The 16,530-nt window shown below is 53.3% G+C and carries 8 protein-coding genes; all 8 read right to left on the bottom strand.

What is annotated here, in order from left to right:
* Nucleotides 1–46: 46 nt before the first annotated feature.
* The 8 genes from BLR06_RS08555 to BLR06_RS08520 all read right to left on the bottom strand — a co-directional run bounded on the left by BLR06_RS08555 (nucleotide 47) and on the right by BLR06_RS08520 (nucleotide 16,495).
* On the bottom strand, nucleotides 47–9,076 hold the full coding sequence (locus BLR06_RS08555; RefSeq protein ID WP_092071402.1) for a non-ribosomal peptide synthetase: 9,030 nt from the start codon (nucleotides 9,074–9,076) through the stop codon (nucleotides 47–49).
* 22 nt (nucleotides 9,077–9,098) lie between these two features.
* Nucleotides 9,099–12,068, bottom strand: coding sequence for a salicylate synthase (locus BLR06_RS20245; RefSeq protein ID WP_092071398.1), 2,970 nt, complete (start codon nucleotides 12,066–12,068; stop codon nucleotides 9,099–9,101).
* 25 nt (nucleotides 12,069–12,093) lie between these two features.
* Nucleotides 12,094–12,714 carry a serine O-acetyltransferase EpsC gene (gene epsC, locus BLR06_RS08545; protein ID WP_092071396.1) on the bottom strand — a complete coding sequence of 207 codons (621 nt, stop codon included), beginning with the start codon at nucleotides 12,712–12,714 and terminating at the stop codon, nucleotides 12,094–12,096.
* Nucleotides 12,711–13,508, bottom strand: a complete 798-nt coding sequence (locus BLR06_RS08540) for a thioesterase II family protein (protein WP_092071394.1) — start codon at nucleotides 13,506–13,508, stop codon at nucleotides 12,711–12,713. Before BLR06_RS08540 ends, epsC begins: the two co-directional genes overlap by 4 nt.
* Before the next feature lie 56 nt (nucleotides 13,509–13,564).
* Nucleotides 13,565–13,747: a hypothetical protein gene (locus BLR06_RS08535; protein ID WP_092071391.1), complete on the bottom strand. Its 183-nt coding sequence runs from the start codon at nucleotides 13,745–13,747 to the stop codon at nucleotides 13,565–13,567.
* 225 nt (nucleotides 13,748–13,972) lie between these two features.
* Entirely contained in the window at nucleotides 13,973–14,575 is a 603-nt protein-coding gene (locus BLR06_RS19765) for a helix-turn-helix transcriptional regulator (protein ID WP_217636867.1), read from the bottom strand.
* Nucleotides 14,576–15,409: 834 nt separating this feature from the next.
* The gene (locus BLR06_RS20360; protein WP_423069634.1) at nucleotides 15,410–15,535 is read right to left on the bottom strand and encodes a hypothetical protein; all 126 of its coding nucleotides are present in this window, start codon (nucleotides 15,533–15,535) and stop codon (nucleotides 15,410–15,412) included.
* Between the two features lie 114 nt (nucleotides 15,536–15,649).
* Nucleotides 15,650–16,495 (bottom strand): class I SAM-dependent methyltransferase, encoded by an 846-nt coding sequence (locus BLR06_RS08520; protein WP_245698083.1) that lies wholly within the window; start codon nucleotides 16,493–16,495, stop codon nucleotides 15,650–15,652.
* Between the last annotated feature and the right edge of the window lie 35 nt (nucleotides 16,496–16,530).

Genomic DNA, 16,530 nt, shown 5'->3' with positions numbered 1-16,530 from the left:
TGCTTAAACCGCTTCCTAAAAACGGCATACGATAGTTAGCGCACGGTTATATTACTCCTTCTTCACAATCGGCCGTCAATTCGCCCCCCCCGCTGCCGCTTACTTCAACAAGCCTGGCCAGACGTTCAATATCAGGCGTTTCGAAAAGCTCCGGCAGTGAAAGCTCCAGGCTGTATTTTGTTTTTAACAAATTAATGCATTGAATTGCCCGTAAAGAATCCCCTCCCAGCTCAAAAAAACTATCATGAATTCCTACCTGCTGACAATTCAGCACTTCTTTCCAAGCGCTTGCCAGTTTCATTTGCGTTTCGGTAGCAGGCGGAGTGTGGGTTTTCACAGGCAAGCCTGCTTTCTCCTTGCCAAGCTGTGCTAAGGCTTTCCGGTCCACTTTCCCATTGGCGGTTAACGGCAGCTTTTCCAAGAGAATATAAGTGGTCGGCACCATGTAAGCGGGCAGCTTGCACCGTATTTCATCAGCCAGATTTGATGGTTTAAAAACGCTGACTGCTTCCTGCGCCTGCGCCATAAGCAGATGTTGACCGAATTGTTCAGCGGTCTGGCCATTCGCCGGAAAAGCTATCGTTTTCGCAAAACCTTTCTCAGACAAGACTTCACGCCACTTTTCTGCCGTAAGCAAAGGAATACCGCTCAGACTGCGTTCGTCCTCAAGCTGGCTGAATCCATCTGCAAAGAAGCCGGTGGTGGTCATCATCAGGCGGTTGTTGCGCGTTGTTTCTGTAAAAAGCAGGATTCCGCCGGGCGCCAGCATCGTTTTTATGTGCTCCAGCACTGTTCTCACATTTCTGGTCCGATGCAAGGTATTATCCGCAATGATCACATCATACGCATGAGGCTCGTAGCCTTGTTGAAGCGGCGCTTTATTCATGTCTAACAGCCCGTATTCCATAGGAGGAAATTCGCTAAGTCTGCCTTTTGCCTGGTCTGTAAAATAGGCGGATTCATCGGTATAAAGATAGCGGTCCTTGCCGGGAGTAAGCAGTTTGACAAGCTCTCCGGCCAAGTTGCCCGTCCTCCCCCCGATTTCCATCACCCGTATTTCCTTGTCAGACGGATAAGTGTTAAGCACGGCGCTGAACGTCGCACGGGCAAGTTCGGTATAATACCCCCGGGCAAGGTTAAACTGGTTCATAGCGTCAGGCGTCAGAAAAGCATCTTCCCGGACAAAAAGCTCAAGCGGATCAAGTGTTCCTTGCAGCAGCTCCAGATAAACAGAATCATCGCGCTTAAACGCTGTAGCTAGCGTTGCCGCCGTTTCCGATAAGCCCGGAAAATTCCCTTCTTTGTCTAGCTTAGGCAACAGCGCCGGTAAAGAATGGTGATTGAGATAAAGACCGGCTTCATCTTTTTCCACTATTCGCTCTTCAATAAGAATATTCAGCCAATGCCCAATCAGCGGTCGGTAGCGCCGCTGCAGCTTAAACCGCTCCATCAATTCATCAAGGGAATACTGTTCTCTTTCATTGCGGAATATTCCCAGCTTAGCCAGCATACGGCAAATGAAGGCCAAACTTATCTGTTCGGCAGACTCCAGAAATGTCTTCACTTCCTCAACATCCAAGCCGGATGGAATTTGGGCAGCCTGGAATTGCCCGGCTTTCTTGATGGTGTGCCAGCGTAAGGCGCAATCGCGGGAATCAGCGCAATCCGTGGTAAACAGTTTCGTTCCTTCCTCCGGCTTAAGAACTACGTATCCCGTTAAAAGTTCCCCCGTTGCTCCCACAACCGCGTCTTTCATCCCGTTAATACGCCTCATCACTGCTTCGATCTCGCCCAGTTCGATCCGGTGACCCCTGATTTTTACTTGAAAATCTTCCCGGCCCAGGAATTCAATGTCGCCGTCAGGTAAATAACGGCCCAGATCACCGGTGAAGTAGAGACGTTCTCCTGTCCGGGGGTGATCAATAAACCGTTCTCTGGTGATTGCCTCATTGTTCCAATAGCCTTTGGCCAGACCAGCGCCGCCAATATAGAGCTGACCCGGCACCCAAACAGGGCAGTCCCCCATAAACTGGTTCAAAACATAATAGCGCTGATTGGCCAGAGGCCGGCCATAAGGGATGCTTTTCCACTCAGGATCTACTTTCTGAATATGATACAGATTAGACCAGATTGAGGCCTCTGTGGCTCCGCCCAGGCTGACCACGTCAACACCGGGGAACAGTGTCTTGATTTTGTCCGGCATAGTCACCGGCACCCAGTCGCCGCTTAATAATACCAGGCGCAGCGATGCGGGCATTGTTTCTGCTCTGCAGGAAACGTATTCCAGCAGCATTTGCATCAGCGCAGGCACAGTATTCCATACGGTTGCCTTTTGCTCGCGCAGCAATGCAAGCCAGTGAGCAGGATCTTTGCTTTGCTCCGCTTTCGGTAGGATGATTGCAGCCCCGGCTGACAGCATTCCGAAAATATCGTATACCGAAAGGTCAAAATTGAAATTAGAGAGAGCTAATATCCGGTCTTGCGGACCAACGGCAAAACGCCGGTTAATATCCAGTATGGTGTTTACCGCTCCCTGGTGATCAATCATAACCCCATTAGGTACGCCCGTCGAACCGGAGGTGTAAATCACATAGGCCAGATCCGTCACCGACCCTGTAGGCGTCGGCAGATCGCCTGTACGATCTGCCGCTTTCAGTTGATCGACCAATATGCGTTCAACTTCTTCCGGCCAGTTAAGCTTCTTTTCCAGCCTGGATTGAGTAAGAACAATGCTGCAATGGCCGTTCTGCAACAATTCTTGGCGGCGCTCCTCCGGATAGGCCGGATCTATCGGCAAATAAGCCGCTCCTGATTTGAGAATGCCAAGCGCCGCCACAACCTGCTCCCAGCCTTTCTCCATAACCACCGCTACCAGCGTATTCGGGCGAACCCTTTTGGCCCGCAGGCAGGCTTCAACCCCGCTGGCGCGACCGGCCAGTTCCCGGTAAGACAAAGTAAGCCCGGGTGAATGTACGGCAGGTTTCTCCGGCTGCCGAATAACCTGTTTTTCAAATAAACTTTCCAGCCGTTCCTGTGGCAGAAGCACACCCGTATCATTCGCTTGTACTCTTGCGTGCAGCCTAGGAACTAAAGCAAGATTGGGCGTTTTTTCCCGCCAGACCGTTTCCTCATCAGCCAGACGTTCCAGCAACTGGCAATAAGAACCGAACATATCCTCCAGCAGCCCCGGCGGAAATAATCCCGCTACAGCATCCCAAATTAAGAGCAGCTCCCCATTCTGCTCCACAACCTGGTGATCCAGCCACACCTGCGGGGTTTGGGTAATGTTATAGATCAGCTTACCCAGCCATCTTTCACTTGTATCCTCGCCGTTCCACTGATTAACCCCCAATGCGCTGGTAAACACGACAGGCATTGCCGCCCCTTGCTGATCCCCGCGCTGCCTGGCCAATTCCCGTTGAACTTCTACGCCGCCGACGTAGGCATGGTCCAAGTCCTGCCAAAGCTGCTGCTGCAGATTTCGGCTCCGTTCAAGGAAGGTCTTGCCGCTGGAATGATCTACCGCCAGCAATGTCAGTGTAGTAAAATCACCGACAATACGGCTTACTTGCGGGTGCAATGGCAGCCGGTTAAACTGCGTCAGATTGATGGTAAATTGCGGACGTTTGCTCCAAATGCTAAGAACCTCGGCATATGCGGTAAGCAAAACACCGGAGGGAGTTAACCCCGCTGCTGCCGCCCGCTCCTTTAACCGTCGCCATGCACCGTTGTTCAGGCTGGAAGACAAACGGGTAAACCGTTGCCGGTGAAGAAAATCTGGATTTTGCGCCAGGGGCAGTTCAGGCCCTGGCGGCAGGTCGGCCAAACGGTTAAACCAGTATTGCCGATCACGCTGGTATAAACCGGAATCCTTGAGACGTTCCAGGGCCAATACATAGTCCCGGAAAGATACGTCCACCATCTGCAGTTCGTCTTCCGGCTGGCGGTAAAGCCGGCCCCATTCGCTGAGAAGGTGAAACATGCTCCAGCCGTCAAAAATAAGGTTGTCAAAGCTGACATGCAGCCGGACGCGGTTCTCACCAAACAAAGACGCCCTAACTTCAAATAACGGCCACTGGCCGGCATCCAGAACCTGATGGGACATTTTCTCCCGAATACGGCTTAACCCGGCTTCAACTTCCCCGGCATTACTGTTCCGCAAATCCAAAGTTACGATATGATAAGGAGGCACTTCCTGCAAAACCCGTTGACTTTGTCCGTCAGGCATCATTACCGCCCGCATCATGGCATGGTGGTCAATTAAACGCCGCCAGGCGTCAGTAACTCGATTAACATCCAGCCCAGACTCTTCAATTTCAAAGTAACAGTGGGTGGATACATTGCCCAGCGAATATATCCCGCTCCGCCCAAACCAGTAAGCCTGCTGAATGTCGGTCAAGGGGAAGGGTAGAAATTGCTCTCCGGGAGCGGGGACAAGGACCGGCAGTTGACCAAACTCGGATTGATCCGGCGTTTTCTCCAGCAGCCTCTCAATATGCACGGCCATCTGAGCGATTGTTGGCAGTTCAAAAATGCTGGCCAGACTCATTTCAGTGCCAAAAGAGCTGCGGATCATGCCACTCAGCTTGGTGGCAAGCAGTGAATCTCCGCCCAGTGCAAAATAGTTGTCGTCCGCCCCGATGCGATCCAGACTGAAAATACTGCGCCAAATCACGGCCAGCCGTTGTTGCGTCTCTGTTTTTAACTCGGTAAATAATTTTCCCGCCCCCTCTTGCGCAATAACAGGCGCAGGCAACGCCTGGCGGTCAACTTTGCCGTTGGCGGTCACCGGCAGTGCAGCCAGCGGGATAAAGGCCGAGGGAACCATATAGTCCGGCAGTTTCCGCTGCAAAAAATCAGTTAGTTTTTCCGGATGAAAACGATGCACAGACTGGGGCGCCAGAGCGACAATCACCTGCTGTCCAAAGCAAGCCGCAGCTTCCTCCGCACCAGGAAAAACAGCAATCCCGCCATACCCTTTCCGCTGCAACGCTTCCTCCCACTGAACCGACGATAGCAGCGGAAGGCGCGTTCCCTTCCGTTCATCCTCAAACCGGGTAAAACCATCTTCCAGAAAAGCGGTGCCGACCTGTTGCAGGCGGCTGTTTACCGTCTTTTCCATCATCAGCAGTAAGCCGGCGGGGGCCAGCAGGGCTTCCACATGCGCCAGCGTGCTTCCGATATGCCTGGTCCGGTGCAGGGAGTCAGGAGCGACAATAATATCATAATGATGAAGCACATAGCCCTGGACTTGCGGGTCTTCTTCAATATCCAGCAGACTGAACGCAAGCCCATTCCGGTCTTCGAGGCCTTGTTTGACTTCATTCAGAAAAAAGGCAGAAGAATCGGTGCAGGTGTACACGGCGTTCCCAGGTGGCAGCAATGTCGTCAGTTCGCGGGTTAAACCGGAACTTCTTGCGCCGATTTGCAATATTTGGACCGGCCCTGCCCCGGCTTTTTGCCGGATGGCTGCCCCGAGAAGGGTTTTAGCAATGCTATTTCGATAATCAACGCCGGGAAGCTGACGCAACAGCTGTTCCGGAGACAACCGGGATTTCTCCGTAAAAAACAGCCCCAGCGGGTCTACCCTGCCTGTCAATAAGCCAGCATGGTATTCGCCAATTTCCTGGATATACTGTAAAATCCCCCGGGCGTAGGCCCGCCATTCCGGCGAAAGCTCCTGCCACGCTTTCCCTGTCCGGACCGCAGTTGAATGGAGACGGCGAAAAACGCCCGTTGCCTCCCTTACGAGCAGCCCCTCATCTGCCATAATTTCTAACCAGCCGGCAATTAAAACGTGATAACGCTGCGCAATGCGACCCTCACGCAGCAATTCCTCCAGCGTATAACGGTCTCGGCCAGCTCTGAAAACTCCCGTCTGCTCAAACGCATGGCAGATGCAGTCCAATGACAGGTTCTCCAAAAAAGAATGGAATTCTGCAAATTGCTCCGGCCTCAATCCGGCCGGCAGTTCACGGCTCCCTTCATGACCTGCCTGCAACAATTCCTGCCAAATCTCAGCCGCGCCGTCAGCGTCCGCTGCTTCCCATAACTGAGACTGCCGCTGACGTTTTGGGACCACATAGCCAATGAGTTGTTTGTTACCCTTAGCCGGTCCCACAGCCTGAACGACCGCGTTCCGGACTTCCGGATGTTCCCTTAAAGCGACCTCAATCTCACCCAATTCAATGCGGTGACCTTTGATTTTCACCTGAAAATCCTTCCTGCCCAGAAACTCAATATTTCCGTCCGGCCAGTACCTTCCCAGGTCCCCGGTACGGTACCAGCGGGAGCCGCTGTAATCAACAAACCGTTCGGCGGTAAGTTTAGGATCGCCCTTGTAGCCAAGAGCAACGCCTGCCCCGCCGATCCACAGCTCGCCGGCAACCCAGTCCGGGCAGTCCCTGCCTTTGCCGTCGACAATCCGGTACTTTTGGTTGCTTAGCGGGCGTCCGTACGGAACGGAAGTCCAGTTTTCCGGCAGCGGCAGGGCTACATCAAAATAGTTCGACCAAATTGATGCCTCCGTCGCTCCACCCATGGCAACCAGCCGGCACTGTGGGGCAAGCTCATTTAGCCTAGGCGGCAAATCTAGACCAATCCAGTCGCCGGAAAGCATGACCAGCCGGAGCGGCAACCCGGTTTCTGCATTTTGAGCGGCCACCAGCAGCATATCAAGCAGCACAGGCACCGAGTTCCAAAGCGTTACCTGGTATTTATCCAGCAGTTTCAGCCATTGCCCGGCCTCACGCCGGACGCCTTCCGGCAGCACAACAAGCGAACCGCCCACATTCAGTAAGCCAAAAATATCATAAACGGACAAATCAAAATCCAGCGCCGAAACAGCCAGAATACGGTCCTGTTCGCCGACCCGGTAACGCCGGTTGATATCCACTATGGTATTAAACGCCCCGGCATGGCTGATCTGTACGCCTTTCGGTTCTCCGGTGGAGCCTGAAGTAAAGATAATGTAGGCGGGATCATCCACCGGCCCCGCCGCAGGCTCCGCCAGAGGCATAAGCCCGGCTCCGTCCTCCAGCGGCAGCACCCTGGTTCCGGGCGGCCATTCCACCGTCGGGGCGACGCTCCGGCCGGTAAGGGCAAACCGGATGTCCGCCTTTTGGTGAATATTGGCCCGGCGGGCAGGCGGCTGGGCCACACTGACCGGCGCATAGCAGGCGCCGGTCGCCAATACGCCCAATACAGCGGCAATTTGCTCCGGTGAGCGCGGCAGGGTTACGGCAACGGCATCTCCGGGCCTGACGCCGTTTTGTTCCAGCAGGGCCGCCGTCCGCAAGGCATAGTCCGCCAATTCGCCATAGGTGATGCAGGTATCGTCAGCGCTGTTGACGAGCGCCGTCTTGTGCGGCTGAGCGGCGGCAAGCGCAAAAAAGCCGTCATGCAGACGACACGCAGGAGGCAATTCCGAAAAACCGGTTAAAGCCTGTTCCATTGCCGTATTTCGTTGGAAAACCGTCGGATAAAGCAGCCAGTTGTTCTTTCCCTCCGCCAGCCATTCAATCAGGCGGGCATAGGCGTCAAACATCCGGTCGATTACGCTGTCGGCAAACAGCTCTTCCACCGCATCCCAGGCCAGCAAAAGCCCGCCGTCCGTTTCATACAGCTGAAAATCAAGCCATACCTGAGGCGTCTGCGAAATCATGTAACCCAGCCGGCCCAGCGTACTTTCACACTCTTCGTTAATCAGCGGAGAACCCAGATTGCACGCAAAGACCACGGGCGCAACATAGCGTTCTCCCGGACGAAGGCGGGCCAGATCCCGCTGGACCTGAACCCCTGAATAAACGGTATGCGCCGCATCCTGATGAAACTGCGCCTGAATGCTTCTCGCCCGCTCCACAAAGCATTGCGGCGAAGAACAATCCACTGCCAGCAGCAGCAGATTGGTAAAATCAGCCACGACCTCCTCCAGTCCGGCTTCCCCGGTCTGACGGTCAAACAGGGGAATATTAATCAAAAACCGGGAAGTTGTACTCCACCGATCAAGGACTTCGGCGTAAGCGGCCAGCAGCGTCATGGCCGGGGTGACCCGATACCCGGCGGAGAGCTGCTGCAGCGATTTCCATTGCGCTTCCCGGATAAAATAAGTTCGTCTCTGAAACACCGGAAATTTCAGCCGTTCCGGTTTTTCCTGCAACGGCAGTCCGGGAGCGCCGGGCAGAGAGTCCAGACGCTCCTGCCAGTAGCGGGCGGCGGTTTCCCGGTCCGCAGCCCGGCGCTGCTCCTCGTCCCGTAAATACCGGCCAAAGCTCCAGTTCCGGGGTGCAGGCGGCCGGACGCCGCGCGCATAAGCAGCCGCTAAATCCCGCAGCAGTATTTGCAGGCTTTGGACATCAGCCACCAGCAAATCAATATCAAAATGCAGACGTGCGCGCCCTCCCGGCAGCAAACTGAGCGACAGCCCGGCAACCTCGCCTTTTTCCACGGCCAGCCGCCGGTGGGACAGCCGGCCGCGGATGCGCTTCAATTCCCGCCGGCATTCCTCTGTGGAAGCTGAGCGCAAATCATTGACCTCAAGCGGCTGCGCCCCGGAAACTTCCATTACTTGCTGGAGACCGTCAGCCAGAAATTTGGCCCGGAGCATTCCGTGGTGGTCCAGCAGCGTTGTCCAGGCCGCCGCCAAACGCTCCCGGTCAATATTGCCGCCGTCGATCTCCAGATAAGCATGGCAGCCTACACCGCCGAGCGCCTGGTCGTCCTGCCGGCCGACCCAGTAAGCGTATTGTACGTCAGTAAGAGGAAAAGGCGCTGCGGTTGCGGGCTGTTCCCCGCTTTCCCGGCAGTCTCCGGGGAGCCGGGTTCTCTGGAGCAACGACCACCAGGCGTTCAATGAGGGATCGCCAATCAGCTCGGCGAAAGTGACCTGGCAGCCCCGGCGGCGCCACTGATTGACCAGCCTCATCATTTGCAGTGAATCCAGACCTAGTTCGATTAAGTTTTGCTGCTCGTCAAATTGGGCGGCTGCGGGCAGCATCGCCCGAATCTGTGCTTTTACTTCTTCATATTCGGGCGGTATGCGGTCTGAAGCCTTGGCGCTGTTTGGCCGATTGTTCATATAACAAATTCCTCTCTTTCCTTTAGAACTGCAAAGCAGCAACCAGGCGTCGGGAGACGCTGCTGAGCTTCTCTCTGGTTTCTTCAATTTCCCTGGATGGCGCCGACATTTCCACAATACCCGCTCCGGCATGCAGCCAGGCCTGATTGTCTTGTTGGAAAATTGTCCGTAACACCAAAGCGGCGTCCAGGGCCCCGTCACTGTCATAAATCAGGACGCAGCCGCTGTATAGATTTCTCGCCTGCCCTTCCAGACGGCCGATCGCCTCAAGGGCTTCCTTTTTCGGAATGCCGGAAGCCGTTACGGCGGGAAACAGCGCCTGAAAGGCATGCCACGAATTGCAGCCGGGTTTTAGCTTACCGGTCAGTCGTGAAGCAATATGCTGTACCGTGCCGCGGCTCAGTACCGACATGAATTCGCTGACTGCAGTCGTATCGGCGCTGCAAATGCTGCGCATTTCCTCAAAGGCCAGCTTGACCGAAACTGCATGCTCGGCAACCTCCTTGGGATCATGCAGCAATTCCTCTCTCAGCCGGCGCGTTTCCTCCTCCTGGTCGCCCAGCGCCCGTGTTCCGGCCAGGGGCTGCGTGCTTACCCAGCCGTCCCGGTCCACCTCGACCACCGTCTCCGGGCTAAATCCGGCCGCCTGTAAACCATCGAGGTTTAGCAAAAATGACCTGGCGGGCGAATTTACCTGGCGTCCCGCAATATAGCTGGCAACCATATCGATTTTTGTACCGAGCGGAATTTTACGGGACAAAATGACTTTTTGGTATTTACGCTCCCGGATTTCCCGTACCGCCTCCGCCACCACCTGCTGGTAGCTTTCGGCGTTATGAGTCCTGACGCCGGGCGTTTCCACTTTTTGGGTGTTCAAACGCTGGAGCAGGGCCTGTTCCGCTTCGCGCCGTCCGCCGTCCGCAATGCTTGTTACCAGTTCGCCGGTTTGGCGAAAGCTTTCCTCGTCCAGGGCCCGCCATAGAACCTCGCCTTTGCTGAATCTGACTTCGACTTTGGGAATGACCAGCTTCAGCAGGCAGTTATCCTCCTCCAGCAGCGGCAACTGCCAGTAATGGCGGGCCAGAGCGAAATTGGCAATGCCGTAAGCACGCCAGTTTCTAAGCCGGACCTGGTCTAAAGCCTTGTCAATGGTATTGCTCAGGTCTTGATTGTTCAGCTTCACCACTTTGTTATCCACTGCCAGTGTCGTATAGTCCGGCTCAACCGTGAGCAGGGCGTGGACGCCCAGCCCCACAGAAAGCTCCTGCCCGGTTTCATAAAGCAGATACGGCTCGTCAAAAGCTTCGGCGATTTGCGCCGCCGCCAGATAAATGTTCCCGCCATAAGGCACGCGCTCTTCCCGGTAGGCGATTGGTTTCACTTCTCCCGGCTGCGCCTTATACTCCGCCATTTGTTTCAGCTTCATTTTATCCACCTTGCCGACGCTGGTCAGCGGCCAGTATTCAACCCGTTCCATTTGATCCGGCAGTTTGTAGCGGGCGACGCCCCGGTCCCGTAAATACTGATGAATGGCGCTAAGGGTCAGCGCTTCGTCCTCGGTCATTAGGAAGGCGCAGCTTCGCTCCCCGAGGTTTTCATCGGCCAGGCCGACCACAGCGGCGTCCCGGATGTCCGGATGAGCCAGAAGATGCGCTTCGATTTCCGCCGGCATAATTTTTTCCCCGGCCCGGTTGATTTGTTCTTTGATCCGTCCGCCGATTTGGATATTGCCTTCCGGCGTTATTCTCGCCTTATCCCCGGAACAATAAAAGCCATCGGCGGTAAAGCATTTGCTGTTTTGTTCCGGCGCGCGGTAATAGCCCCTGATCGTATAAGGTCCCCGCACCAGCAGTTCGCCGTATTCTCCGGGAACGACCGCCTGCCCGTTGTGGTCGACGATCCTGATCTCATCATCAGCCGCTAAAGGACGCCCCTGGCAACCGAGAATGGTTTCCTCGTCATCGTCGAGCGAGGTGCAGCAGATCAAGCCTTCGGCAATGCCGAAAACCTGCTGCAGTTTGCACCCCATCTCGCGGGTAATGCGCCTCGCAATGTTGGCGTCCAGCATCGCTCCTCCCACCTGCAGCACTTCCAGGCTGGAAATATCGCTGGAGGTATCCCATTCCAGGACATCCAGCCACATATTGACCAGCGCGGGAACGAGCGCGGTAATGGTAACCCCTTCCTTCTCAATTAGCGGAAAAGCTTCCTCGCAGCTGGTGGTCGGACATAAAACCACCCGGCCGCCGGCCGACAGCGTACCAAGAATGCCCGGGCAGCACAGCGGAAAATTGTGGGCTGCCGGCAAAACGGCAAGGTAGACGCTGTGAGAGCCGAGTTTGCAGCGCCGCGCGCAAGCCTTGGCATTATAAGCGTAATCGGCATGGGTTCGGGGAATCAGCTTGGGCGTTCCGGTGGTTCCGCCCGATAAGAGCAGCAGCGCAATATCCCGGTGGGAAGGAGAGACAAAATCAACCGGAGGGCCGCTGATGTCCCTAAGCCGGACATGGCTTCTCCCATTCTCGCCGTCGAGGATGATCAATTGAACGGACGAATGCCGTTTTGCCAAACGCTCCGCCATATTTTGATAGTCAAACCCCAAAAATGTTTCGGGAATAATATAGGCAACCGGCTGGGTCAGAGAAAAAATGCCGTCCAGCTCGGCTTCCCGGTGCGCCGGCAGGGCCATCACCGGCAGTGCGCCAAGACGAAACAAGGCGAAACAAGTCAGTATAAAAGAAATCCGGTTGGGCAGCTGAACAACCACATGGTCGCCTTTTTTAATGCCCCGCTGAAAAAAACCCGCAGCCAGCTCACCGGCCTTTCGGTCAAGCTCCCGGTAGGTAAGGCGCGTCTCCCCATCAACCAGGGCGATGCGGTCCGCATGCTCCTCAGCCCATAACGCAAGCTGCCGGCCAAGTGTAAGCGGCTCCCAATATCCCAGCCGTTCGTATTGCTCTGCATAGGCAGGCCATTTCCTGTTTGCTTCCATTTTCCCAATTCCTCCTCCAAGTCGGTTACGGCTTGTCCAGGCAGACCTGTTCCACCGTTTTTTTCTCATTGCCTTCCTGCTGTCTCTCAGCATATCTGTAGTCTGAAACAGGAAGATCGATTTCCGTCTTATTTCCAGCCAGTTTGATAATTTTAGGCGGCGAGCCGATGACAGTGCAATGCTCGGGAACATCCCGGTTGACAATTACCGTCTGGGCGCCAATTTTGCTGTTGCTGCCGATCATCACCGGCCCCAGAATGGTTACGCCATGCCCGATGTAGACATGATCGCCGATGGTGGGATGGCGCTTGCGTTTGGCTTTGCCGGTTCCGCCAAGGGTAACGCCGTGAAACAAAGTACAGTTGCGCCCTATTTCCACCGTTTCCCCAATGACTACCCCGCAGCCGTGATCACAAAAAAAACCTGATCCGATTTTCGCCCCCGGATGAATTTCAATACCGGTAAAAAAACGCATCAGCTGGGAAAACATACGCGGCAGAAAGGGCATTCCCAGGCGGTAAAGCGGATGGATAACAATTCTGTGCACGGTAATTACATGCAGGGATGGATAAAGCAAAAACTCCAGGTTCCGGCAGGCAGGGTCATGCCGGTAAATCGCCCGTATGTCTTCCAGCAACGGTATCATAAGCCTGCGTTAACCTCCTTTTTTCCGGCAACGGCCGCAGCGGCCAGATGCCCCAGAAGAATTTTACCAACCGACCGCAGCAGCGCCGGTCTGGCCGTTTGCAGAAAGAAGTGCCCTCCCTCCAGCATTTCCAGTGAAAAAGAGCAACTAGTATGCCGCGCCCAGCCTTGCACCTCTTTAGAGCCGGCTTCCGGGTCTTTGGTTCCCCCGAAAGCCGAAATCGGGCATTCCAGCGGTTTATCAGCCGAATAGACGTAAGTTTCATCAACCGTAAAATCGGCCCGCAGCACCGGCAGAAAAAGCTCCATCAGCTCGCGGCTCTGCAAAACAGCTTCCGGCGTTCCCGAAAAACGGCGCAGTTCCTCGATAAACGCGCTGTCCGGCAAGCCGTGCAGCGGCTTGGGCTCAGGTATTTCCGGCGCACGGCTGCCGGAGACAATCAGACGGCTGGGCTGTAAATTCCATTTACGGCGGATGTTCCGGGCAATCTCAAACGCCAGCCGAGCCCCCAGGCTGTGGCCGAACAAAATGAACGGCTGCTGCAAATAAGGGACAATAGCCCGGGAAATCTCATGAACCAGCGTTGTCATATCACGCGCCGGCGGTTCGGCAATCCGGTTTTCCCGGCCCGGAAGCTGAATGGGATAAATGCCCGCCCCTTCAGGCAGTTCCTTGGCCCAGCCCCGGTACACAGACGCTCCGCCGCCGGCGTACGGCAGGCAGAAAACGCGGATGATATCCCTGGCGTCAGGGCGGGTGAGCAGCCAGGGCGTAACGGTTGATTGATTGTTCATAATACACTCCCGCATTGATATTGATAATCATTATTCTTTTAGTATATTACCATGATTTACCTATTTTGTTCTATGGCAAATGGGATAAAAAGTATGGTGAAAAGTATTAGGTAGCCTTCTAGGCCGCGACTGAAGACGATCAGTATAGTTTTTCCTTCGACAAAAGCCAATGAAAAAAAGGCCGCCGCGATCAGCGCAGAACGCCATTTTTCTGGTTCTATCCATGAGAAACTGATCATGTGGTTTCTCCTCTGTATTGCGTATCTACCCGCAAAAAAAAAGCAGTTACGTGAACTGTTGCCCTTGCCCCGTTTAACGCCTTTGGTTTCCATCGTTTTTTATCAATTACACTTTCTATTGTTCTTCTCTTTATTGTAGGCAAAAGGATCAAGATAATGGCAAAAAGCATTTTAGATGCGCAAAGTAAATTCTTTTCTGCACCCAAAATGCTCTTTCACTCTATACTATGATAAATTTTTACTATATTCCGAAGGATTAACGCCATATTTTTTCCGGAATTTCTCTGCAAAATAACTGAGATCATTATAACCTACCAGCAAAGCCGCTTCAGTCACACGCAGCTTTTTATCCTCTATAAAAAAGCGCGCCATTTCCAGCCGTTTGTCAATAATGTAGGCATGAACCGGCATACCGAATAATTCTTTGAATCCCTTTTTTAATTTATATTCATTTAGACAAATCAATTTTGCCAATTTCCCAATCGTTGGCGGTGATGTAATATTTTTATCAAGAATCCCCCTAGCCTGGCGCAACGCCTCTACATCACACGAAGATAAGCGGATGTGAGAGCAGACTCTGCTTCCAAAGACAACCTCATTTAAATAAACAGCGACCAGTTCCATTATTTTACCTTCAAGATACATTTTCTTTAATTGGTCCCGATAATGACAGTTCATTAATTCGTTTAGAATAAGCCGGACAGCGGGGGAAAATTCTCCGCTGCAAACCACCCTGCTGCCATAAGAAAAACTTTTTCCTTCTTTTATTCGCTGGTGCTGAATTAAATTTGTTATTGTTTCAGTGCCTAATTCAATGTTCAGACCCAAAACCCGTTGCCCAGGAAAACAGGTGCTCAGAATGCTTCCGCCATGACTCCGGTCAAAAACGAAACTTTCCCCGCAGCTTATTTCATATTCCTGGTTATTACCTTCCACTCTCCACAGGAAACCTTCGCCAAGGCAAAAAGCAAAATTATATAGCGAGCTGTCTTGTTTACCGCTCATGGTTATTTTTTGATGAAAAGTCATATCACCGATTAACACTTTCATTGAAGGATTAAGAACAATTTTACGATAATAACCCTGCCCGACTACTGCCGGAATTGCAATCTCAGTTTCAAACAAATTGTTTGTATAAACACGGTTAAGCCTATTGCACAATGGACAATTCTCGTCTCCCGGGTTAAATATGCAAACCTTTGAATTGGCGTTTTCCTCCTTCATTGCTACCTCCGGACTATGAATTTATGTCTAAAGTCTAAAGCAACTGTTCCTTAGTCAAGCCAACTGAATCATACTCATACAAAGATCAATGCTGGACAGCTTATTGCTCCCTTCTTTTCGCTTATTTACGCACACAATACATTGATAATCATTTTCATCGATAATTATAGCAAACATCTTCTTTTTTTACAACCATTTCCATTTATATTAAAACAATTGTTATTCAAAGAATTAACACACCAATAATCTCTGACTCACTGGCAATTATCCACGCTATTTGCCGTTACAGACAAATAACGTTCCTCCTTAATTTATTAGACTCTAGGATAAAATATCATATTTTAAGTGTCATTTCCGTTATTCCCGGCAGAAAGCCGAACTTGCCGCCGTATTCAAAGACTTCGCTGCGTCCCAGCAGATAGGCGGACTGTACGTCGATCAGGGGAAAGGCTCATACCTGGCCTCGGGACGGCACACCACCGACTTTTGCTTTGCTTCCGTCCGGAGCAATCCTAAAATATCGGCCTTATATTCCTTAAGCAGCTGCAAATCACTTCCGCCCAGCAGCCCCTGCGGCGCTCTGTACCGCAGCTTGCCGTTTTCCTCCCATAAGGAAGGCTACGCCGCCTTTTCGAATACGCGCCACCAATTCGCTGACTCTACTCCCGCCGCTTAATGTCATAAACTCTCCTCCTGTTTCAGCCTTGTGCGGCTGTCTTTTTTCACTGCAAAAAATTTTTGCTCCATGGGAGCAAGCATATGCTCATCAGACGGGAGGGACCGTACCTCAGCCGCTCCGGCTTGCCAAAAAACATGTTCCCACTGCCGGACTGAAAGAAAGGTTGTTTTCGTGTTTTTCCTGTCGTCTTCCGGCTGAGTCATCATAAAAGCCTGGGAAATCAGCATTTCCGGAAATTCACGGGTCGGCTCGACAACCAGCAGCCAGCCGCCGTCCGGTAACAGCTGCAGTAAATCCTTTGCCGTCTGATCGGTATTGAACGCATTATTGAGCACGCCCGCAGCGATGACGATATCCGCGCTTTCCGGCGCTAAGCCCTGCTGTTCAAACTCCCGGTCGATGTTTACAAGACCAAACCGCATCCACGGGCAATCCCGGAAGGTTTCCCGCGCAGCCGCCAGGAAAAACTGCGATACATCGGTAAACAGATAGTCCACTGCAAGCTTTCCGGCGCAAGCCTTTAAGCACGGAGCCACAACAGCCGTAGTCGCCCCTGTCCCCGCGCCAATCTCCACCAGATGGGCAGTTTGCCCGCCTGCGGCAATTTTCTCCGCGCAGATGCGACTGACGGCCGCCGCTGTTGCTTTAGTCAGATACCTGGCTGTGATTGAATTCCGGTACAACGCGTTGGCGTAGTCCATTTTTCCCTCCGGAAACAGCAACAGCGCCGCCTGCCTTTCTCCCCTCATCAACGCCGGCAGCTGCCGAGCATTACTGATGAGATAGTCCATCGCCAAAGGTGAACCAAGCCGGCCGTCCCAGATCCTCTCGCCTCGCTCCAGCATTTGTCCGGCATTGCCTCAGGCACATCCGCCAAAAA

Source organism: Dendrosporobacter quercicolus, from assembly GCF_900104455.1.
GTDB lineage: Bacteria > Bacillota > Negativicutes > DSM-1736 > Dendrosporobacteraceae > Dendrosporobacter > Dendrosporobacter quercicolus.
Note: the sequence above shows the minus strand (reverse complement) of the source record. Positions and strands in the feature narration are given on the sequence as shown.

Coding starts and splice junctions, on each gene's coding strand:
- BLR06_RS08555 (WP_092071402.1), bottom strand. CDS start 9,076: ATGAACAATCGGCCAAACAGCGCCAAGGCTTCAGACCGCATACCGCCC.
- BLR06_RS20245 (WP_092071398.1), bottom strand. CDS start 12,068: ATGGAAGCAAACAGGAAATGGCCTGCCTATGCAGAGCAATACGAACGG.
- epsC (WP_092071396.1), bottom strand. CDS start 12,714: ATGATACCGTTGCTGGAAGACATACGGGCGATTTACCGGCATGACCCT.
- BLR06_RS08540 (WP_092071394.1), bottom strand. CDS start 13,508: ATGAACAATCAATCAACCGTTACGCCCTGGCTGCTCACCCGCCCTGAC.
- BLR06_RS08535 (WP_092071391.1), bottom strand. CDS start 13,747: ATGATCAGTTTCTCATGGATAGAACCAGAAAAATGGCGTTCTGCGCTG.
- BLR06_RS08520 (WP_245698083.1), bottom strand. CDS start 16,495: ATGCTGGAGCGAGGCGAGAGGATCTGGGACGGCCGGCTTGGTTCACCT.